23 protein-coding genes are annotated in these 19998 nt (G+C 69.5%); 15 read left to right on the forward strand and 8 right to left on the reverse strand.

Going from position 1 to position 19998, the window contains the following annotated elements; translation table 11 throughout:
• Window positions 1–9 precede the first annotated feature (9 nt).
• From ACTH43_RS04635 to ACTH43_RS04645, 3 genes are all read left to right on the forward strand, one after another.
• Window positions 10–867: a carbohydrate ABC transporter permease gene (locus ACTH43_RS04635; RefSeq protein WP_441443751.1), complete on the forward strand. Its 858-nt coding sequence runs from the start codon at window positions 10–12 to the stop codon at window positions 865–867.
• On the forward strand, window positions 864–1766 hold the full coding sequence (locus ACTH43_RS04640) for a carbohydrate ABC transporter permease (protein WP_441443752.1): 903 nt from the start codon (window positions 864–866) through the stop codon (window positions 1764–1766). Before ACTH43_RS04635 ends, ACTH43_RS04640 begins: the two co-directional genes overlap by 4 nt.
• Before the next feature lie 65 nt (window positions 1767–1831).
• Complete coding sequence (locus tag ACTH43_RS04645; RefSeq protein ID WP_441443753.1) at window positions 1832–2884, forward strand: NAD(P)-dependent alcohol dehydrogenase; 1053 nt, start codon at window positions 1832–1834, stop codon at window positions 2882–2884.
• A gap of 47 nt (window positions 2885–2931) precedes the next feature.
• Here ACTH43_RS04645 and ACTH43_RS04650 read toward each other — a convergent pair whose 3' ends face one another.
• A complete protein-coding gene (locus tag ACTH43_RS04650; protein ID WP_441443754.1) occupies window positions 2932–3126 on the reverse strand; it encodes a MazG-like family protein in 195 nt (64 codons plus the stop codon).
• A gap of 227 nt (window positions 3127–3353) precedes the next feature.
• Between ACTH43_RS04650 and ACTH43_RS04655 the strand changes: the two genes are divergently transcribed.
• From ACTH43_RS04655 to ACTH43_RS04665, 3 genes are all read left to right on the forward strand, one after another.
• The gene (locus ACTH43_RS04655) at window positions 3354–3755 is read left to right on the forward strand and encodes a helix-turn-helix domain-containing protein (protein WP_441443755.1); all 402 of its coding nucleotides are present in this window, start codon (window positions 3354–3356) and stop codon (window positions 3753–3755) included.
• An 86-nt stretch (window positions 3756–3841) separates the two neighbouring features.
• Window positions 3842–4570: an ImmA/IrrE family metallo-endopeptidase gene (locus tag ACTH43_RS04660; RefSeq protein WP_441443756.1), complete on the forward strand. Its 729-nt coding sequence runs from the start codon at window positions 3842–3844 to the stop codon at window positions 4568–4570.
• Window positions 4571–4743: 173 nt separating this feature from the next.
• A complete protein-coding gene (locus ACTH43_RS04665; RefSeq protein WP_441443757.1) occupies window positions 4744–8172 on the forward strand; it encodes a DEAD/DEAH box helicase in 3429 nt (1142 codons plus the stop codon).
• A gap of 143 nt (window positions 8173–8315) precedes the next feature.
• On the opposite strand, the gene ACTH43_RS04670 is transcribed toward ACTH43_RS04665, so the two are convergent.
• A complete protein-coding gene (locus ACTH43_RS04670) occupies window positions 8316–8930 on the reverse strand; it encodes a CPBP family intramembrane glutamic endopeptidase (RefSeq protein WP_441443821.1) in 615 nt (204 codons plus the stop codon).
• A gap of 63 nt (window positions 8931–8993) precedes the next feature.
• Complete coding sequence (locus ACTH43_RS04675; RefSeq protein ID WP_441443758.1) at window positions 8994–9551, reverse strand: STM3941 family protein; 558 nt, start codon at window positions 9549–9551, stop codon at window positions 8994–8996.
• A 136-nt stretch (window positions 9552–9687) separates the two neighbouring features.
• On the opposite strand from ACTH43_RS04675, the gene ACTH43_RS04680 reads away from it, so the two are divergent.
• The 3 genes from ACTH43_RS04680 to ACTH43_RS04690 all read left to right on the forward strand — a co-directional run bounded on the left by ACTH43_RS04680 (window position 9688) and on the right by ACTH43_RS04690 (window position 11389).
• Window positions 9688–9951: a type II toxin-antitoxin system Phd/YefM family antitoxin gene (locus tag ACTH43_RS04680; protein WP_441443759.1), complete on the forward strand. Its 264-nt coding sequence runs from the start codon at window positions 9688–9690 to the stop codon at window positions 9949–9951.
• Complete coding sequence (locus ACTH43_RS04685) at window positions 9948–10322, forward strand: type II toxin-antitoxin system VapC family toxin (protein ID WP_441443760.1); 375 nt, start codon at window positions 9948–9950, stop codon at window positions 10320–10322. The genes ACTH43_RS04680 and ACTH43_RS04685 overlap by 4 nt, the downstream gene beginning before the upstream one ends.
• A gap of 230 nt (window positions 10323–10552) precedes the next feature.
• Window positions 10553–11389, forward strand: coding sequence for an SDR family oxidoreductase (locus ACTH43_RS04690; RefSeq protein WP_441443761.1), 837 nt, complete (start codon window positions 10553–10555; stop codon window positions 11387–11389).
• A gap of 92 nt (window positions 11390–11481) precedes the next feature.
• On the opposite strand, the gene ACTH43_RS04695 is transcribed toward ACTH43_RS04690, so the two are convergent.
• Complete coding sequence (locus tag ACTH43_RS04695) at window positions 11482–12438, reverse strand: zinc-binding dehydrogenase (protein ID WP_441443762.1); 957 nt, start codon at window positions 12436–12438, stop codon at window positions 11482–11484.
• A 128-nt stretch (window positions 12439–12566) separates the two neighbouring features.
• Here ACTH43_RS04695 and ACTH43_RS04700 point away from each other — a divergent pair, with 128 nt between their 5' ends.
• Together ACTH43_RS04700 and ACTH43_RS04705 are read left to right on the forward strand one after the other, a co-directional pair.
• Window positions 12567–13160, forward strand: a complete 594-nt coding sequence (locus ACTH43_RS04700; protein WP_441443763.1) for a TetR/AcrR family transcriptional regulator — start codon at window positions 12567–12569, stop codon at window positions 13158–13160.
• A gap of 73 nt (window positions 13161–13233) precedes the next feature.
• Window positions 13234–13692 (forward strand): hypothetical protein, encoded by a 459-nt coding sequence (locus ACTH43_RS04705; protein WP_441443764.1) that lies wholly within the window; start codon window positions 13234–13236, stop codon window positions 13690–13692.
• A gap of 113 nt (window positions 13693–13805) precedes the next feature.
• Here the strand turns inward: ACTH43_RS04705 and ACTH43_RS04710 are convergent, their stop codons facing one another.
• Complete coding sequence (locus tag ACTH43_RS04710) at window positions 13806–14411, reverse strand: flavin reductase family protein (RefSeq protein ID WP_441443765.1); 606 nt, start codon at window positions 14409–14411, stop codon at window positions 13806–13808.
• Window positions 14412–14579: 168 nt separating this feature from the next.
• Between ACTH43_RS04710 and ACTH43_RS04715 the strand changes: the two genes are divergently transcribed.
• The 3 genes from ACTH43_RS04715 (at window position 14580) to ACTH43_RS04725 (ending at window position 17190) form a co-directional block, all read left to right on the forward strand.
• A complete protein-coding gene (locus tag ACTH43_RS04715; protein WP_441443766.1) occupies window positions 14580–15464 on the forward strand; it encodes a hypothetical protein in 885 nt (294 codons plus the stop codon).
• A gap of 268 nt (window positions 15465–15732) precedes the next feature.
• Window positions 15733–16383 (forward strand): VOC family protein, encoded by a 651-nt coding sequence (locus ACTH43_RS04720; protein WP_441443767.1) that lies wholly within the window; start codon window positions 15733–15735, stop codon window positions 16381–16383.
• Between the two features lie 120 nt (window positions 16384–16503).
• The gene (locus ACTH43_RS04725) at window positions 16504–17190 is read left to right on the forward strand and encodes an NINE protein (protein ID WP_441443768.1); all 687 of its coding nucleotides are present in this window, start codon (window positions 16504–16506) and stop codon (window positions 17188–17190) included.
• 5 nt (window positions 17191–17195) lie between these two features.
• Here ACTH43_RS04725 and ACTH43_RS04730 read toward each other — a convergent pair whose 3' ends face one another.
• Window positions 17196–17969, reverse strand: a complete 774-nt coding sequence (locus ACTH43_RS04730) for a pyrimidine reductase family protein (RefSeq protein ID WP_441443769.1) — start codon at window positions 17967–17969, stop codon at window positions 17196–17198.
• A 27-nt stretch (window positions 17970–17996) separates the two neighbouring features.
• On the reverse strand, window positions 17997–18320 hold the full coding sequence (locus ACTH43_RS04735) for an MGMT family protein (protein WP_441443770.1): 324 nt from the start codon (window positions 18318–18320) through the stop codon (window positions 17997–17999).
• A gap of 227 nt (window positions 18321–18547) precedes the next feature.
• Between ACTH43_RS04735 and ACTH43_RS04740 the strand changes: the two genes are divergently transcribed.
• Window positions 18548–18889, forward strand: coding sequence for a carboxymuconolactone decarboxylase family protein (locus ACTH43_RS04740; RefSeq protein ID WP_441443771.1), 342 nt, complete (start codon window positions 18548–18550; stop codon window positions 18887–18889).
• Window positions 18890–18947: 58 nt separating this feature from the next.
• On the opposite strand, the gene add is transcribed toward ACTH43_RS04740, so the two are convergent.
• Window positions 18948–19955: an adenosine deaminase gene (add, locus tag ACTH43_RS04745; protein ID WP_441443772.1), complete on the reverse strand. Its 1008-nt coding sequence runs from the start codon at window positions 19953–19955 to the stop codon at window positions 18948–18950.
• Between the last annotated feature and the right edge of the window lie 43 nt (window positions 19956–19998).

Here is a 19998-nt window from a genome sequence, read left to right on the forward strand (position 1 = left end):
GGAGCGACCATGAGACACAGCAAATCCCTGCCCTACCTCCTCGCGCTGCCGGGGATCGCGGTCCTCATCGCGATCATGTACCCCTTCCTCACCGGCGTGTGGTGGTCCTTCACCGACTACCGCCTCACCGAGGGCGGCCCCTCCTTCAACTTCGACCAGAACTACCTGGAGCTGTTCACCACCGGTGACGGCCTCCACGCGATCCTGGTGACCCTGACCTACGCCGTCTGCGCCGTGGTCATCGAGGTGCTCATCGGCACCGGCCTCGCCTACCTGCTGAACATGGGCCCCTACGGCTCCTTCTTCCGCATCCTCATCGTGCTGCCGCTGCTGCTGCCGCCGGTGATCGCAGCGCTGATGTGGAAGGTGATGCTCACCGAGAACGGCGTGGCCAACTGGCTGCTCGAATCCACCATCGGCCAGGGCTTCCTCTGGTTCAACGGGCCGGATACCGCGCTCGCCACCGTGATCCTGGTGGACGTCTGGCTCTACACCCCGTTCGTGGTGCTGCTGATGCAGGCCGGACTGCGCAGCATCCCCACCGAGATCCGCGAGGCCGCCGGCGTCGACGGCGCCGGCCCCCTGCGCAACTTCTTCTCCATCACCCTGCCGCTGGTGATGCCGGTGCTGGTGGTCGTGATCGCCTTCCGCGGCATCGACTCGCTGAAGATGTTCGACGTCATCTACACCACCACCAAGGGCGGCCCGGTCGACGCGACCACGAACCTGCACGTCCTGGCCTACCTCGAAGGCATCCGCAACATGAACTTCGGCGCGGCGATGGCGATCCTCGTCGTGCTGTGGCTGCTGTGCTACCTGATCTCGTACTTCCTGCTGAAGGCTCGACGCAAGGAGATGTCGGCATGACCCACACCGCCCCGCGCACATCCACCGCTCCCACCCACTCCGGGCGACCCGCCAACTCCGGCAGCATGCGTCGCCGCCGGCGCCGACGGATCGGTCACGCGCTCGCGATCACGGCGCTGACGGCCTGGTCGATCTTCGCGCTCGCCCCGATCGTGTGGATCTTCATGATGTCGCTGAAGACCCCCGCCCAGGTGGTCTCCAATCCGCCGCTGTTCTTCTTCACGCCGACGCTCGAGAACTACGCGTCCGTGCTCAGCGGCTCCCAGTTCCTCGACCCGTTCGTGAACTCGATCATCGTCACCGCCGGCTCGCTGCTGCTCACCCTCGTGATCGGACTGCCCACGGCCTACGCCCTGGCGCGATTCTCCTTCCGCGGGCGGGAGAACATCGGCTTCGGCATCCTCTCCCTGCGCTTCGCCCCGGAGCTGCTGATCATCCTGCCGCTCTACCTCGTCTTCCAGCGCACAGGCCTGGCCGACAACTACCTCGGCCTGATCCTCGCCTACCAGATCGTCACCCTGCCGATGCTGGTGTGGATGCTGCGCTCCTTCATCGAGGACCTGCCCAGCGAGCTCGAGGAAGCCGTCGCGGTCGACGGCGGCACCCGCTGGACCGCCTTCCGCCACGTGCTGCTCCGCCTGATCGCCCCGGGCCTGGCAGCGAGCCTGATGCTCTCGTTCATCTGGGCCTGGAACAACTACATGATCCCGCTGGTGCTGGCCGGGAAGAACACCCAGACCATCACCACCGGACTCCAGCAGTACATCGGCTACCAGTCCATCGAATGGGGCCCGATGGCCGCCGCCACGATCGTCTCGATCATCCCCGGCATCCTGTTCGCCATCTTCTCCCTGCGCTGGATCGTGGGCGGGCTGACGGCAGGCACGGTCAAGGGATGAGCGCCCCCGCGACCACGCACCCGGACGACCACACATCCACACCTCACTCTGAAGGAGACCGCACGATGACGACCACCCCCGAGACGATGACCGCGAGCGTGCTCACCGAGGCGCTCGAGATCGAGCTGCGCCAGGTGCCCGTCCCGGCGCTCGGCCGGAACCAGGTGCTGGTGAAGGTCGAAGCCGTGGGCGTCTGCGGCTCCGACACCCACTTCTACGAGACCGGGAACATCGGCGACCTCGTGGTGAAGGGCCCGGTGATCCTCGGCCACGAATCCTCCGGCACCATCGTCGCCGTCGGCGCAGATGTTGCCGCGACCCGGATCGGTGCCCGCGTCGCGGTCGAACCGCAGACGGTCTGCCGCCGCTGCGAGTACTGCAAGCGCGGGTCCTACCACCTGTGCCGGGCCGTGGAGTTCTACGGAGCCTGGCCGGTGGACGGCTCCTTCTCCGACTACGAGATCATCGACGACGACTTCGCCCACGACATGCCCGAGCAGATGACCTTCGAGCAGGGCGCGATGGCAGAGCCGGTCTCCGTGGCCGTGCACGCCGTGCGGAAGGCCAAGATCACCGAAGGCTCCAAGGTGCTGATCACCGGCGCCGGCCCGATCGGCGTGCTGAACGCGCAGGTGGCCCGGGCCTACGGCGCCTCAGAGGTTGTCATCTCCGATCCCGTCGAGAACCGCCGACGCTTCGCCGAGGCGCACGGCGTCACCCGCGCGATCGACCCGGCGCAGACGGACTTCTCGCAGTTCGAGGAGCACTTCGACTGCTATATCGACGCCTCCGGCAACGCCCGCGCGATCGACGCCGCGATCCCCACCATCCGGCCCGGCGGGATTGCCGTGCTGGTGGGCATGGGCGGGGAACGGCTCGAACTGCCGATCGCGCTCATGCAGCACCGGGAGATCACCCTCACCGGCACCTTCCGCTACGTCAACACCTGGCCCGCCGCGATCGCCCTGATCAGCTCCGGCACCGTCGACGTGGACTCGCTGATCACCGGGCGCTTCGGCCTCGCCGACGTCGAGGAGGCGCTGCTGAAGGGCAAGACCGACCCGCTCGCGATCAAGACGATGGTGATCCCGGGACTCGGCGCCTCCGCGGAGGGATGAGTGCGGGGCAGGTCGGCCGGTGGCCGCGGGGGCAGCCCGGCCGCAAGCTAGGGTCTCGTCCTCGAACCGTTGCTGCGCTCCGGGGCGGGGGCGTTCGCCGGATACTTCACCCGAGTCTTCTCCAGCTTGTCCAGCACGATCTGATCAGGATCCAGGTTCAGGCGCATCGCCAACTGGTAGCAGTAGGTGAGGACGTCCGCGAGCTCGTCCCGGACCTCCGCCAGTTCCGCGTCGTCGCCCACTGGTAGTGCTCCAGCAGCTCAGCCGCTTCGATGGAGATGGACTTCGCGAGATTTGAGGGGGTGTTGAATTGCGCCCAGCCCGGTTCTGCGGAGAACACGCGAAGCGCGGAGAGGACAGCAGAGTCGACCATTTCCGCACCGTAGCACCTGGGGCGGGCTGAGGCTCCGGGTGCCTCTGGCGCCGTCAGCGTCGTCGATGCGTGAGATCTGTACCCGTGAGGAAACGGATGGGGACCTGGACTGTGGGACTGCTGGGCGATACTGTGAATCACTACTCGAAAAGTGATTCAGGGGGCGTGGTGATGGACAGGATGATTGCTTCGATCGAGAGCGCCCGTACTGCGGCTGGTCTGTCGCAGCGTGAGTTGGCGGACAGGGCGGGCCTCTCGCAGCCCACCTTGCAACGCATCCTCACAGGCAAGCGTTCGGCCAAGACGCCGGAGATCATCCTGATCGCCGATGCGGTGGGGTGCTCCGTCGCCCAGTTCACCGGAAGTGCCGTGGCCGATCGTGTGCAATGCGCGGCCCGCTCGACGAATGGCGAGGATTTGGATGCCATGCGTCAGCGCCTCCTGCACTACATGGAGATCGACGCCTACCTCGACGACCACGCGATCCCCGCGCTCTGATGGCCGGCGCGGAGCAGCAGGCCAAGACGGCCGCTGAGGCATTCCGGCAGCAGTATCGCCTGGGAGTTCAACCTCTCGGAGACCTCGTGGCACTGATCGAGCAGACCACGGGTCACGATGTCGCAGTGCTGGATGCGCCAGCGGACTCCCACGGACTGACGATGCGTGACCCGGTGCGAGACCGGACCTTCATCGGCGTCGCCCGCACTCGCCATCCGATGCGTCAGCGCAGCATGCTCGCCCATGAGCTCGCTCATGTGGTGTTCGGCGATTGGACGGAGGACCTCGCGGAGCGCTCGCCGGAAGAGGTCCGTGCCGACGCCTTTGCCCGGCACCTGCTGATCCCACGCGCAGGGCTCACCGCCTTCCTCGGCGAGGGACATCATGCCGAGGCAGCCACGCTGTCTGACGTCGTGCAGCGATTCCTTGTGTCACCCGTGATCGCAGCGATTGCGATGAGGGACGCCGGCACGATCGACCCGAGTACCTACGATTCATGGAAGGTGCTGAGTACTCCCCACTTGGCCGCGCGCTTTGGATGGGCTGACCATTACGCCACGCTGCGAGCGGATTCCGACCGTCTTCGCGCGCCTCAGGGACTGGTCAGTCGCGCGATCGCCGGTTATGCGGCGGGGGTGGTGTCTGCCCAGGCCGTCGCCACTTTGCGGGGCGCGCCCGTCGAGACGGTGTTGGAGGAGCTGGCTGCCGTCGGCATCGTTTCGGAGCAGGCGGACCCGGAAGACTATGAGCTCCACGAACTGCCCGAGATCGCCCTCGACACGAGCGATCTGGAGGATGCGGGCCCGTCAACATGACTCCTCGTCCGATCATGGATGCTGGGCCGGGCCTCAACTTCTTCATCCTGCGGCTCGCACCACCCACCGGCCCCGGACCGGAATGTGCAGCCCTCGCGGGGTGACGAGCGCGTCCCGCCGAGCACAGCGAACATGGCTGCCACGATGCGCGCCCTCCGTGCCACCATGCTGCTATGAGCGCTGATTCCTCCATGCCGTATGTGAGCGAGCAGGACATCATCCGCTTCGCTGGAACGACCGCCGCCCAGCGGGGCAAGCGCTACAGCCGCTCGGGCGCCGTCGGGAGGGTGGCCTGTGAGGAGTCCGCCACCTCCACCCGGGCAGGCACGCTCACCCTGGAGGGCGAGGTGCGCGGGACCCGCGCTCAGCCGTACCGCACCCAGGTCACCCTGCGGGAGAACCGCGCTCGGACCGCAATGGCGGGCCCCTCGCTATCGCTGGGGCTGACTGCCCGAGAGCCGGTCGACTCATGGTGCACGTGCCCGGTGGGCACGGCCTGCAAGCACGCCGCGGCTCTCATGTACACCGTGACCACCGAGGCGATGCGCAGTGGGCTGCTGCGCGCGACCGACGACGGTCTGGACCGCGCACCCCGTGCACCGCGATCCGGCGTGGTCTCGCCGCCACCATCCCCCTCACCGTGGCGCCGCACCCTGGCACCGCTGATCGATGTCGCCGCGAGCCGTGAGACCACGGCGTTGGCGCTCGGCGTCGAGCTCCGGGCCGGCGCGCGCGGGCACGCCGTCTCGCGGTTTTCCTCGGTCCCCGCGACGACCGCGAGTGTGGAGAAGGGGGCACTGCTCAGTGTCGGGCTGCTGCCCCTGCGCGCGGGGACCGCGAAGCCATGGATCAAAGGCGGCCTGTCCTGGAGCACGTTCCAGTACTCGACCTCCCAGTACCCGACCGCCCACTCCGAGTTCCCCGCGGAGCACGCCGAGCTGCTGGGCCGGCTCGCGCGGGCAGCAGCCCTCGACCAACCGTATGGCGGCTACTCCGACGAGCGGCTGCTCCTGGACGATCTGCGCTCCCGCGACGGCTGGGAGCTGCTCGGTCAGGCAGTCCGCGCAGGTGTTCCGCTGGTCGGCATGGGCATCATCGCGGATGTCGCCTGGCAGGGCCCGGCCCACGTGCACCTCGAGGTCCAGGCCGACGGCGGTGATCTCCTCGTCTCCGCGATGGCCGAGATCGACGGCGTGCCCCGCACCGATCTGCGCCCCGCCGGCCCCGGCGGGTTCATCGACGTCAGGACGGCTCCCCGCGCCAGCAGCGTGCAGGTGGTGCTCCATCCCGCTGCGAAGCCCATGCCCGAGACCGTGCGCCGGCTGCTGGAGCACGAGGACACGCTGCGGATCCCGGCACCCGATACCGAGGAGTTCCTCCGCGACGTCGCCCCGCAGCTCCGCTCCGTCATCGAGGTGACCAGCACGGACGCCTCGGTCGAGTTCCCAGAGCCGGCCCCGGCGCGGCTCGAGCTGGAGGTGCGGCACCTGCCCGAGGACCGGGTCGAGCTGCACTGGGCATGGGCCTACGATGCTCCCCGCCGAAAAGTCCCACTCGGCCGCGAGCTGAGCGGGCCGCGCGACGCCGTCCAAGAGGGCGCGGTGCTGGATTCCGTGCGTGAGCACTGGGAGGACGCGGCCACCCGGGCCCAGCAGCAGCTCGCCGGTGTCGATGCCGCTGCCTTCGTCGACCAGGTGCTGCCCGCGCTGCAGACGCTCGAGCACCTCGACATCCGCGAGATCGGCACCCGACCGCGCTACGCCGAGCTGCGGGGAGATCCGTCGCTGCGCATCTCCCAGACGGACTCCACGGACCCGCAGGACAACGACTGGTTCGACCTCGGGTTCGAGGTCACCATCGGCGGCCACCCGGTGCCCTTCACCGCTGTCTTCACCGCCCTGACCCGGGAGGAGCCCTCCGTACTGCTTCCCGACGGCACCTACTTCCGGCTGGACCATCCCACCTTCGACCGACTCCGGACGCTGATCCAGGAGGCCGGGACGATGGACGACTGGGAGCCCGACTCCCAGCGCATCAGCCGGTACCAGGTGAGCCTGTGGGACGAGCTCGAGGATCTTGCCGACGAAACACTCGACACCACGTCGTGGCGCGAGAGCGTCGGCGCCCTCAGAGCCCTCGAGCAGATCCCGGTGCCGGAGGTGCCGGCAGGACTACAGGCGACGCTGCGCCCCTACCAGCACGAGGGTTTCGCGTGGCTGTCCTTCCTCTACGACCACCATCTGGGCGGGATCCTCGCCGACGACATGGGACTGGGCAAGACCCTGCAGACCCTCGCCCTGATCGTGCGCGCCCGCACCCTCCGCACTGACGCGCCACCATTCCTGGTCATCGCGCCCTCCTCGGTGCTGTCGGTGTGGAAGTCCGAGGCCGAACGGTTCGCCCCGCAGCTGGACGTGCGCATCCTGGACTCGACCACCGCTCGACGCGGCAGCACGGTCGCCGAGGCTGCAGCCGGCGCGGACATCGTCGTCACCAGCTACACCCTGCTGCGGATCAACGAGGAGGACTGCACCGCTCCGGACTGGGACGGCCTGATCCTGGACGAGGCGCAGTTCGTCAAGAACCGCGCGACCAAGGCGCACCGGGCTGCCCGCCGCATCCGCGCCCCATTCCGCCTGGCGATCACCGGCACCCCGATGGAGAACTCGCTGTCGGACGTCTGGGCGATCCTGTCGCTCACCGCGCAGGGCCTGTTCCCCTCCTGGCAGCGCTTCCGGCAGGAATACCTCACGCCCATCGAGCGTGCCGAGGCCGGTGAGGAGGGGCGCCTGCTTTCCGAGGAACGCATGGGCCGGCTCCGGCGACGGATCCGTCCGTTCATGCTGCGCCGCGGCAAGGACGCGGTGGCGTCGGACCTGCCCCCGAAGCAGGAGCAGGTGGTGAGGGTCCCCCTGCAGCCCGCCCATCGGCGGCTGTACGATCGCGTGCTGCAGCGCGAACGGCAGAAGATGCTGCGCCTGCTGGAGGACATGGACCGGAACCGGTTCGTCGTGTTCCGCTCCCTCACACTGCTGCGGATGCTGGCGCTGGACCCGGCGATCGTCGCCGAGGAGCACGCGAAGGTCCCTTCCTCGAAGCTGGACGCGCTGCTGGAGCACCTCGACGAGATCCTGGCCGAGCAGCACCGGGTGATCATCTTCAGCCAGTTCACCTCGCACCTGGCGCGAGTGGGCCAGGCACTCGAGGACCGGGGCGTGCGCTACGCCTACCTCGACGGCTCCACCCGCGATCGCGCCGGCGTGATCGACTCCTTCCGCAGCGGCGACCAGCCCGCGTTCCTGATCAGTCTGAAGGCCGGCGGGTTCGGCCTCACCCTCACCGAGGCCGACTACGTGTTCCTGCTGGATCCCTGGTGGAACCCCGCCGCGGAGGCGCAGGCGGTCGATCGTGCCCACCGCATCGGGCAGACGCGCAGCGTCATGGTGTACCGCATGGTCGCCGAGAACACCATCGAGGAGAAGGTGCTGGCCCTGCAGGAGCGCAAGGCCGCGCTGTTCAACGCGCTGACCGACGGGAACCAGGCCTTCAACGGCACCCTCACCGCCGACGACGTGCGGGAGCTGCTCGCCGGCGATGGGTGAACGCTGCAGTGCGCCGGCGGACGCAATGTGCTGCGGCGACCGGACCGCCGCGTCGCGTCACTGTCAGTCGTCGAGGAACCCCGAGGGGATGTCACGCGCGGTATGCAGCACCCGGTGGACGCGGTCCCGGTGGCGAAGGTATGTCACCGCCGAACCGCGTGGCGTGCGGAACTCAGCAGCAGACCGGGCTCGATGAGCAGGTTGATCGCGATATGAGCGGCGACGGCGGGCAATACGATCCTCCCGGAGGCGAGGTATACCAGCGCCATCAGCACGCCGAGCCCGAACGTCGACAGCAGGATCGGCAGCACCGCCTTCCAGCTGCGCCCGAACACCACCCAGATCGTGTGCGTCGCCGCGAAGAGCAGCGCGGAGACGATGATCTGCAGCACCGTTCCCAGGCCCACCGCCGCGAACCACGACATGAGGAGATGCCGGAAGAACATCTCCTCGATCAGGCCGGAGCCGAGCGCCAGCGGGACGGCGAGAGCCCGGAACCAGGACACCTCGAGAGCCACCGGACGGATCTCCGGGACGGCCCATAGCGTGTACCCCGCATAGCAGGCTGCTGCGAGAGCGGCGACGATCCACCCGGAGGCGGGGATGTCGGTGCCCAGACCGAGTTCCGCGGCGAAAGCGGCGGCATCCGGACCGGCCCAGAGGAGCAGCCCGAGCGCGAATACGACGATCACGCCCGCAGCCAGGCGCGCCGTGCGGCGGCGGGCAGCAGCCTCAGCCGTCGTCGAGGTCGTCGCCATCACGCCGTCCACTGTAGGTGGCCGCATCTCTGAGTGGCTGCTGCGGCGGCTCGGCCGCCCATCTCAGGCCCGGCGCGCCGTGAGCTCCCGAGTCAGCCAGCTGGCCAGCTCGTTCTCGTCGGCCGCGAGCCCGTTGGGGAGCCACATGACGGGCTGTGACTCGTCCTCGGATTCTTTGAGATCGAGGTCGACGCCCGCTGCGTCTCCGCTCTGGCGGCGGCGCTCCTGCTCGGTGACGGCGAGGATGACGAAGGAGCTCGCGCCCGAGCGCATCACGGAGACGTCGGTGATCTGCGACCACGGGATCGGACCGGCCGTGCCGCGCCCCACCGTGATGCCTTCGGCGGTGACGACCGCGGCGGGCTGCCTCGAGAGTGCCCGGCGCACGAGCACCACCACGGAGATGATGGAGACGAGGACCAGCAGCCAGCCGGTGAGGGCGAGCACCAGATCGGCGGCGAGGCCGAGGGCGAGCCCGATCAGGCCGACCACCAGCATCACCAGTGCCAGGAGGACGCTCTTGAGCCGCGACCGGTGGAGCGCGACCTCCTCCCTGCGGGACAGCGCCGCTGCCCATGCCTCGATCTGAGGGGAACTGGTCATGTCTCCGGTGGTCTGCATGCCTCGTCGTACTCCTTCTGTGTGCCAGGGCCCCGGACAGGGCCGACGACCAGGCTAGTGCGCGGTGGCTGCGCTCCCACCAGACGATCCACAACCACCGTGTACTAGAACTAGTACGTGGGTGTACGGTGATCTCATGGCCGACGTGACCCGGACCGAGCTGAATCAGCAGACCGCACGTGTCCTCGCCCGCGTCGAAGCCGGCGAGCAGATCACCGTGACCGATCGCGGCCGGCCGATCGCGCAGCTGACCCCAGTGCCCTCGAATCGCCGGGCGCGCCGACTCGCCACCGGAGCGCTGCGCCCCGCCACGGAGCGAGGCATTCCGGAGATCCGCACCCCGCTGCACGGTTGGAGCACCGAACAGATGCTCGAGGACATGCGCGGAGACCGGGCGTGATCTACCTCGACACCTCCGCGGCGTACAAGCTGCTCAGCCGGGAGCCCGAGGTCAGCGAGGTCGAGGCGCTGTTCGCCGATGGAGCCGAGCTGCTGTCCTCACGGTTGCTAGAGGTCGAGCTGCAGGCGACCGTGAACCGCCGAGGGGGATCGCTGGAGGACGTCGCGGCGATCCTGCGCCGCGTCGAGCTCGACGCGGTCGACGATGAGATCATCGACCACGCCCTGTCCCTGCAGGCGGGACTGTGCGCACTGGACGCGCTGTACCTGTCGACCGCGCTGCTGTACGGGACGGACGTCTCCGCGATCGCCACCTACGACCGCGAGCTCGCCCTCGCGGCGCAGCGCCACGGCCTCGCGATCCATCGCTGACCCCGGGCCGACCGCGGTCGTGACAGCTGCCGGAATGTCCCCGCGAGCGCCACGGTCCTGGGTGTGGAGACTCCTCATCGCGCCCGACCGGGCGGTGCGGGTGCGCGCCCCCGGCGCCTTGATCCCGAGGCCCACACCCCCTCCCAGCATCCTCCCGACCGAACAGTGTTCAATAATGCACCAGCACCGTGGCTCCCGCCCGGTGGCGGACTCGGCGAAGGAGCTGGATCATGAGTGATGTCCTGGCAGTGATAGGTGTCGGCGGAATGGGCGAGGCGATCGCCCGGCGGTCCGGAACGGGCAGGCAGCTGCTGCTTGCGGACTTCGACGAGACCACCCTGGAGCGCGTGGCCGAGACCCTCCGCGGCGAGGGCTTCGCAGTGACCACCCGGAAGGTCGACGTCACCTCCCGCGAGTCGGTCGCCGCGCTCGCCGCCGCGGCTGCCGAGCTCGGCCCGGTCACCGGCGTGGTGCACACCGCCGGGCTCTCCCCGATGCAGGCGCCGACCGCCGCGATCCTGCGGGTGGATCTGTACGGCGTGGCCGTCAGCCTGGAGGAGTTCGCGAAGGTGGTCGCCCCCGGCGGGTCCGGGATCGTCATCGCCTCGATGGCCGGCACCTTCACTGTGGGCCGCTTCCCCGCGGAGATGGAGCAGGCCCTGCTGGGCACCCCTACGGAGGAGCTGCTGTCCCTGCCGTTCCTGCAGGAGGGGGCCGTGGCGAACCCCGGCGTCGCCTACAGCATCTCCAAGCGCGCGAACCAGCTGCGGGTGCATGCGGCCGCGACCACCTGGGGTGAGCGCGGAGCGCGGGTGAACACCATCAGCCCCGGCGTGATCTCCACTCCGATGGGCCAGGAGGAGCTGGCGGGGGAGAGCGGCGAGGGCATGCGCGCCATGATCGCCGGCTCCGGCAGCGGGCGCGTGGGCACCCCCGCCGACATCGCCGCCGCGGCCGCCTTCCTGCTGGGCCCGGACTCCACCTTCGTCACCGGCACCGATCTGCTGGTCGACGGCGGCGTGGTGGCCGGGGTGCGCAGCGGCAGGATCACTCTTCCCCAGTCCTGACCCCAGTCCTGCGGGGCAGGGGCTGCGGGCCCCCTCGCTCACGCTCCGGCGGCCGACGCGGTGGTGCCGCGCCGACGCCGGAGCGGGAGTGCTCAGTCCCCGAAGCGCGCCACCAGTCGTCCGGTGACCTGGTTGTTCCTCAGCCTCTCGAGGCCCTCGCCGATGCCCGAGAAGGGGATCTCCTCGAAGCGCGGGGTGATCTCGCCGCGGACCATCAGGTCATAGACCTCCTCGATGTCCTCGACCGTGCCGCCGAGGGAGCCCTCGAGGGTCTTGCCCAGGATGGAGTTGGTGGCAATCGTGAAGGTCGGCCTGCCGAGGCCCACCTGCACCACCTTTCCGCCGCGCCTGACCGCGTTCAGCGCCGTCTGCGTGGTCTCGAAACCGGCGTAGTCGACGATCAGGTCGAAGTCGCCCGCCGCCATCGCCTGGCCGGTGGGCACCCACTCCTGCGCGTCCGCGACGCAGGCGGTGACACCGGCCTCGAGAGCGAGCGGCCAGACCTCCTCCTTCGTCTCGGCGACGTGGACCTCGGCGCCCGCCAGCACGGCAGCGCGGGCACCGATCTGGCCCAGACCCCCGTACCCGATCACGCCGACCTTCATGCCGGCGCTTGCCCGGCCCACCTTGATCATGGCGTGATAGCTGGTCATCCCCGCGTCGGTGCCGAGAGCGGCGAGGGAGAGGTCCAGGCCCTCCGGGACCCGCGCCAGATCACGGTGATCGGCGGCGAGCTGATCGGCGAAGCCGCCAGGGGTGAACATGCCCGTCGGCGGCTGGACGCCGGAGCTGCACACGCCCACCACGTCGCCCACGGCGAAGTCAGTGACCTCCGCACCGAGCGCGGTGATCACGCCCGCGTTCTCGTGACCCTGCGTCATCGGCAGGAAGGGCATCACGCCGTCGCCCACCTCCATGTACATGATGTCCGAGTGGCACAGCCCGGCCGCGCGCACGTCGATGATCACCTGCGTGGGCCCCGGGGTCGGCTCCGGCACTTCATTGAGCTGGATGGGGGCGCGGTCGCCCATGTACTGCCAAGCCTTCATGGCGTTCCCTTCGATGGTGGGTCCCGGCGGTGAGAGGTCGGGAGCGTGACGGCATCCTCGCCGTGCACGAAGAGTCTAACAGTGTTCGGAAATGTGTTCACGGATCTGCGATGACGGATAATGGCCCCATGAACGGACGAGGGCCAGGGCGGCCGCGCGGGACCAGCCATGCCGAGATCCGCGATATCGCGCTCGAGCTCTTCCTCGAGCAGGGCTACGCGGCGACATCGCTGGTGAGCATCGCGCGCGAGGCCGGGGTCAGTCGCACCACCCTGTTCGCCTATTTCCGCACCAAGCGCGACATCATCTGGGCGGACCACGACCTGCGCGCGGCGGACATCGACCACGCCCTGGACTCCGGGCCCACCCATCCGGTGGTGGAACTGATCCAGCGCGGCCTGCTGGTCAACGCGCACTACGGGGTCGAGGAGCATGCGGCGCTCGCCGCCCGGATGCGGCTGACCGAGCGGGAGGACGAGCTGCGCGCCTACGCCACCTTGATCGCCCAGGACACCTCCGAGCGCGTCCTCCGGGGGGTGATCCGGCGGGTGCCCGAGGCTGATCCGGCCATGATCGGACTGGTCAGCGCCGCCTTGTCCGCCGCTGCCTCGCGCTGCCTCCGGGAGTGGGCGAGTCAGGAACGGCCCACGGTCCCTCTCGAGGAGCACGTCGCGCAGGGCGTCGGCCCGCTCGTGGAGGCCCTGCGACCGCTGCTGCCGTGAGCGCGGTGACCCGGTGGCCGTGTCCTCGCTCCGCCAGTGAGCAGGAGTGCAGGTGCCGCCCTGAAGGGACCCGATGCCGTCTTCGCGGTCACGATGCACCCCCGTCCTGATCGTGCTGGCGGTGTACCTGGGCTCCCAGATCGACAGCGTGTATTTCCCGCTCCTCGGCACCGCAGGCATGGGGTGCGGCGGCATGGCTCTCGCCGTGCGGAGGCACGAGATCGTCACGATGCTGCAGGCCGAGCTGGTGATCCACGAGGAGGGGATCGTGGCGCATCGCGCCTCCGGCGACCTGGAGGTGATCCCGTGGGAGGAGGCGGCGGCGCTGCAGCCGCCCAAGCGCCCCGGACGGTCCTCGGCGTTCTTCGTGCTCCTCCGGAACCGCAGGCAGGTGCAGATCGCGCGGCTCTCCCTCTCCCCGAGGCAGGATCACGTGGGCAGGTGGCTCCCGCATCCGGACGCTGTGCCGCTCCTCGAGCACTACCTGGAATGGTGCCGACGGACCGGTCGCCTCCGAAGATCGAGCCGGTGAACGCCCGCGGATTCTGAGCGGTGCCAGCTCCGCCACAGAGCTGGACATTTCGCAGGGTCAGCTGCCGCGCGAGGTGGTCGAACATCGCGGAGCAGGCCTGCTGACAAGAAGCCTCAGTCCGGCCGGTGCATATCGAACTTCTGGGCCAGGTCGATCCCGAAGTACGCGCTGGGCCCGCCGGCCCGCAGCACCGGCTCCGCCGCGGCGGTGTCATAGATCCCTTCGACCAGCAACGACTCCTCGATATGGACGCCCACGACCTCGCCGACCACGAACCAGGAGCCGGAGGCCTCCCCGGAGGCTGCCTGCAGATCGATGATCTGGGTGACGCGGCATTCGAAGTTCACCGGAGACGCCGCCACCCGTGGCGCGGCGATCTCGCTCGATGCGGCGGCCTCCAGCCCCGCGGCGTCGAACTCGTCGATCCCGGCGGTCGTCGCGGAGGCGTTCATCTGCTCGGCCAGGGTGCGCGTGACCAGGTTCCAGGTGAACTCGCCGGTGGCCTGGCAGTTGGCGACCGTGTCCTTCCAGGCGTTGCTGGAGAACCCGACGAGCGGCGGGAGGTAGTTCAGCGCAGTGAAGAACGAGTACGGCGCGAGATTGCGGCGACCCTCGGCATCCAGCGTGCCGATCCAGCCGATCGGACGCGGCCCGACGATCGCATTGAACGGGTCGTGGGGCAGGCGGTGCCCCTCGGAGGGCCGATAGAAGTGGGTCATCGGCTCATTGTGTCTCAGGACCGCACCCTGGCCAGGTGTGACGTCATCGCGACTGTGATGCTCTTCATCAGCGGCATCGTTGCAGGCCACGGCCGGATCTGTGCTGCTCCCAGGCAACTGTGAGGACCGCCGTGGCGAACGTTGACACTGCCGAGCAGGATGAGACCCATGGCTTCCCCCGTGCGTCACTCCGCTCGTTCTTCCGCTGCTGGGCCCGACGCGCAGGATCCTCCCTCGCAGAGCCCGGGCGGTGAACCGGATCTGCAGATCAAGAAGCTCTCCCCGATGGGTCTGATCGCCAGTGGAGCGGCCGCGGCCACCGCGACGGTCGTCGGCGGCCAGCTGGGCATCGCGGGCACCGTCATCGGCGCCGCGCTCACCTCGGTGGTCTCCGCCACGGCACTCGCCTTCTACACCGACTCGGTCACCAGGAGCACGCGAAAGCTCAAGGAAGTCGCCGCCCGGGGTCGCGAGCGCCCCCATTCCGCGCCGAAGAACGGTGTTCACTCCTCCCGCACGGGCGCTCGACGCGACCGCCCCGACGATGCGGAGAGCGCTCCCGGCGCGCTCGCCGGCATGGACGAGGCACCCTCCGATGCCTCCACCACCAGGCGCCGGATCGTGAAGATCGCCCTGCTGGCCGCCGTGATCGCACTGATCGGCATCGGCGCGATCTTCGGCATCCAGAGGATCACCGGCACCGAGCTGTCCCCGGGCACGGGACAGATCCAGCGGTCGGTCACCGGTTCCGACGCGGTCTCACCGCGAGGGGACTCCTCCTCGACGGACGACGGTCATGAACAGCAGGACGACTCTGAACAGGACATCTCCGAGCAGGGCGACGATCAGGCCCCGGCCACCGAGGTGCCGGAGGACTCCGGCCAAGGCTCCGGCGGGGAGCAGGACGACGGGACCACGACGGACCAGGGCGGCACCTCGGGCGGCCTGGACGAGGCTCCGATCGACCCGCCGACCTCACCCTCGGGGCAGGGCGACGGTGCGGGCTCGAGCGGTGGGGACAGTGGGAGCGGAGGCGCCGGCTCCGGCGAGTGAGTGCGCACGTCGGCCGGCGGCCGCACGAGCATCTCAGTGCACGTCAGCCTGCGAAGGACTGTGCAGGGAGGCCGCGAGCACCAGAAACCATGAGATCGATCCAACCACTGGGCTTGAGGGTGCTGAGCGAGAGCGATCGGCAGTACGGAACAGGTAACGTCGGTACCAACAATGGTGGCGCCCTCTCCTGCGGAGCCCGCCGCCTCCTGCACTCCTCGGCGACCCCGAGATCCTGGCCCTTCCTACCGACCCTCCCCAAGGAGAGCTCATGAGCGTTCCCCGCCTGCTCGACCACATCGTCATCGCCGGCCCCGACCTGGCCGAGATCGTGGACTGGTTCCACGAACTCACCGGCATCACCGCCGCCCCCGGCGGCACCCACCCCACCGGCACCGCCAACGCGCTCGTGGCCCTCACCGTCAACGGCGAGCCGCGCCCGCACTACATCGAGCTGATCGGCCCCGATCCCGAGCGGGAGGGCGAGGAGCTGCCGAAGACCTTCAGCATCAACCGGCTGAAGAAGCCCACCCTGATCACCTACGCCGTGCACCCCGAGGGCATCGACCAGGTCGTCGAGCGCGCCCGCGCCGCGGGCTTCGACCCCGGCGACGTGGAGGAGCTCTCCCGCACCACCGCCGACGGCACCGAGCTCCAGTGGCGGCTCACCCAGGCCGCAGCCCCGCGCAACTACGGTGTGCCGTTCCTGATCGACTGGGGCACCACCGACCACCCGGGCCTCAGCGGCCTTCCCTCGATCGAGCTGGTCTCCTTCGAGCGCATCGAGGTCAACCCCGGCCCGCAGCAGAAGTCCACCGACGCCCTCGGCCTCGGCGACGGTGTCGCCGAGATCCGTGAGGCGCAGGGCTCCCGGTTCGTGCTCCAGCTGCGCACCGAGGACGGCCGCGACATCACGATCTGAGGCAAGGTCGAGCGCTCCACCCGTCCACGCCGCTGTGGGAAGCTCGGTACTGTCCGACCTCCCGCTGCGCCCGCGCAGCGGCGCCCCGTCGGCCGCCGATCCCACGCACTCAGGAGCCCGATGCCCCGCCCGGAGCCGTACGACCCGACCTCCGCGCTGGTGCTCTCCCTCCTGCTCGGCTTTCTCGGCATCGACCGGTTCTACATCGGGCACCCGATCCGCGGCCTGCTGAAGCTCCTCACGCTCGGCGGGCTGGGGATCTGGTGGCTGGTGGACATCGTGCTGCGTGCAGTCGACGTGCGACGCGCCGGCCGCGCAGCCCGGACCGCACCCGCGCAACCGGCCTCCGTGCCGAGCGCCGGCACGGCAGAGGGGGAGCGGGTGCCGCTGGCGCCTGCCGGGACGGGCGTCGAGCCGCCGGCCCGCACTTCGATGATGACGGAGGTGGTCGGTGAGCATCTTCGGTCCGGCGCCTTTGCGCACCTGCTGGACGGCGTGCCGCAGAACGGCTCCTACTCCAAGGTCGAGCGCATCGCCGCGCTCAGCCTCGAGCCGCACGATCCCCACGATCCGGGCCTCGCGGTCTCGGTGTGGATCGAGGGGCGGCACGTCGGCTTCCTCGCCCGCCAGAACGCGAGCCGTTACGCGCCGCTGCTGGCCGGCATGGCCGAGCGCGGCCACCACCTGACCCTCCACGCCACGATCGCCGGCCGCTACGACCGGCGCCAGGAACGCTGGACGGTCGATGTCAGCCTCGAGCTGCCCGAGCCCGAGCAGATCCTGCCCGAGATCCCGCTGCCCGAGTAGGAACGTCAGCTCGTCACGCCACCCGCGCCGGGATCTCCGCCGCCGCTCTTCGTGTATCGCAGCAGCAGCTCGTCGCCGCCGCGCAGCACGCCGGCCAGTTCCATCGCCGTGGGCGCCGACTGCGGCGCCTGCGTGATGCGCATGGCAGAGCCCGCCTCGAGGGTCGGGGCGAGGGTGAGGCAGAGCTCGTCCACGACGCCTGCCTCGAGGAATGCCCCGAACAGGGTGGGCCCGCCCTCGGAATGGATCCGCCGGTGGCCCCGCGCCTCGAGCTGCGCGCGGACCACGGCCGGATCCACCACCGTCTCGCCCACATCGACGATCTCCGCCACCTCGGACAGGGCCGCCCGCCGTTCCGCCGGCGCCTCGGAGACGGTGAAGATCAGTGGCGTGACCGGGGCGTCGGTGAAGATCGGTGAGGCCGGATCGAGATCCAGACGCCGGGTCACCAGCGCGAAGACGGGCTGTGGCGCGAGGCCCTGCTCCACCCGCCAGCGCTCCGCCTCCTCGGGCAGCCGCATCCCGCCGTAGCCCTCCGCGCGCGCCGTGCCGGCCCCGAGCAGGACCACATCCGCCCACCGGCGCAGCAGCTCGAAGACGCGATGATCGGCCTCGTCGCCGAGCCCGCCGGAGAGCCCGTCGCGGGTGACCGCCCCGTCGAGGCTGGAGACGAAGTTCATCCGCAGCCAGGGGCCGGCGGGCGGCGCGTAGAGCTCGAGCAGCTGCTCGTCGGTCAGGTCCGCGCCGGGGGTGGGCCAGAGCGACTGGATCGAGGTCATGGGCGACTCCTGTAGGGCGGGCGAAGCTCAGGATGGGTGCTGCGGGGGCTGCGGGGGCTGCGGGGGAGCGGCGTGGTGCTGGCGCAGCGCGCGCAGATCCACCCGGTTCCCGCGGAAGGGAACATGCTCCTTCGCGAGCAGGGCCGGGGCGGTCCCGCCGTGGCAGGTCGCGGGAGTCCCGTCAGCGCGGAGGATCCGCCACCAGGGGATGGACTCGGAGATGAGGCCGACGATCCGGCCCACCTGGCGCGGGTGCAGGCCGGTCGCGAAGGCGATCTCCCCGTAGGTCATCACGCTGCCCGACGGGATCGTGAGGGCGACCGCGCGGACGGCAGCGGCGGGATCCTCCACGGCACCGTCCCTTCCTCGACCTTCTCCGAACCTGCGGAGCGCGCCAGCCCGGTCGTGACCGACGCAGGCTCCTGACCGACGCAGGCTCCTGACCGCACTGTATGCGCTCAGGCCCCCGTCATCGCTGTGATCTCCGAGCCAGCGCCACCGCCTGGAAGCAGGTCTATCGTGAGCAGGGAAGGACCCGATGTGCCCCGCGAAGATGCACCCTGCGAAGGAGAGTCGACATGACCGATCCGCTCTATCCCCAGGCCACCCCTGCCGTCAGCGCGCGCCGCAAGGAGCTGGCCCCGAAGATCGACAGCGCCTTCGCGGAGTTCAGCAAGGCCGTCTTCGAGGACGGCGCCCTGCCCGGAAAGACCAAGCAGCTGATCGCCGTGGCCGTCGCCCACGTGACCCAGTGCCCGTACTGCATCAAGGGGCACACCAAGCTCGCCTCCCGGGCAGGTGCCACGGACGAGGAGATCATGGAGTCGATCTGGGTGGCCGCAGAGATGCGGGCCGGTGGCGCCTACGCCCACTCCACCCTCGCGCTCGACGTCCTCAAGGGCCACGAGCACCACGCCTGACCTCCGCGCGGAGCGTCTTTCCACGGGGTAGAGCATCCCCGCTCAGCCCAGCGCGTCCTCAGCCGGCGATCTCCTCGAGCTGGCGCAGCCACTGCGCCTTCTTCTCGGCGCTCGCCCAGCTGATCTCGAGCGAGTTGCGTGCCAGCAGCACCACCTCGGCGCGGGTGAGCTGCTGCGCCTCGGCGAGCACCGCGATGTTCTCGCTCACGTAGCCACCGAAGTACGCGGGATCGTCGGAAGCGATCGAGACCTTCAGCCCCTCACGCAGCAGGGCCGCGATCTCCGCACCCTTCATCTGGTCGGTCACGAAGGAGTTCGAGACGGGGCAGCAGGTGAAACCGATGCCGCGCTGCTTCGCCTCGGCGACCAGCGCCGGGTCCTCGAGGATGTTGGTGCCATGGTCGATGCGCTCCACCCCGATCGTGTGCAGCACGGTCGCGATGTTCTGGATCGACTGCTCCTGGTCGATGTCGCAGTGCATCGTCAGCCGGTAGCCGGCGTCCTTCGCGGCGGCGAACACCGCCGCGAACTTCTCCGGCGGGTTGCCGCGCTCATCGGAGTCCAGGCCCACGCCCACGATCCGGTCGCGGTAGGGGAGCGACGCGGCGAGGGTCTCCTCGGCGGAGTCGGCGCTGTGATCCCGCAGGAAGCACATGATCAGCGCGGCATCGATGCCGAGCGACGGAGCCTCCTGCACCGCGGACCACAGCCCGTCGATCACGGTCGCGAAGGAGATGCCGCGGCTGGTGTGCGCCTGGGGATCGAAGAAGATCTCCGCACGCACCACCCCGTCGGCCGCCGCGCGGCGCAGGTAGGCGAGGGCCAGGTCGCGGAAGTCCTGCTCGGTGACCAGCACCTCCATCGCCGGATAGTAGACGGCCAGGAAGCTCGTGAGATCGGTGAAGGAGTAGGTGTCCCGCACCTGCTCGACCGTGCTCTGACCGATATCCACGCCGTTGCGCTGAGCCAGCTCGAGCTTCAGCTCCGGCTCGAGCGTCCCCTCGATGTGCAGGTGCAGCTCGGCCTTCGGCAGGGAATCGATGAACGCGCGATCGATGCTGGTCATGGGGGGTGAGATCTCCTCGGTGGGGTGGGTGCTGATCACTGGC

Source organism: Brachybacterium sp. (assembly GCF_052095815.1).
GTDB lineage: Bacteria > Actinomycetota > Actinomycetes > Actinomycetales > Dermabacteraceae > Brachybacterium.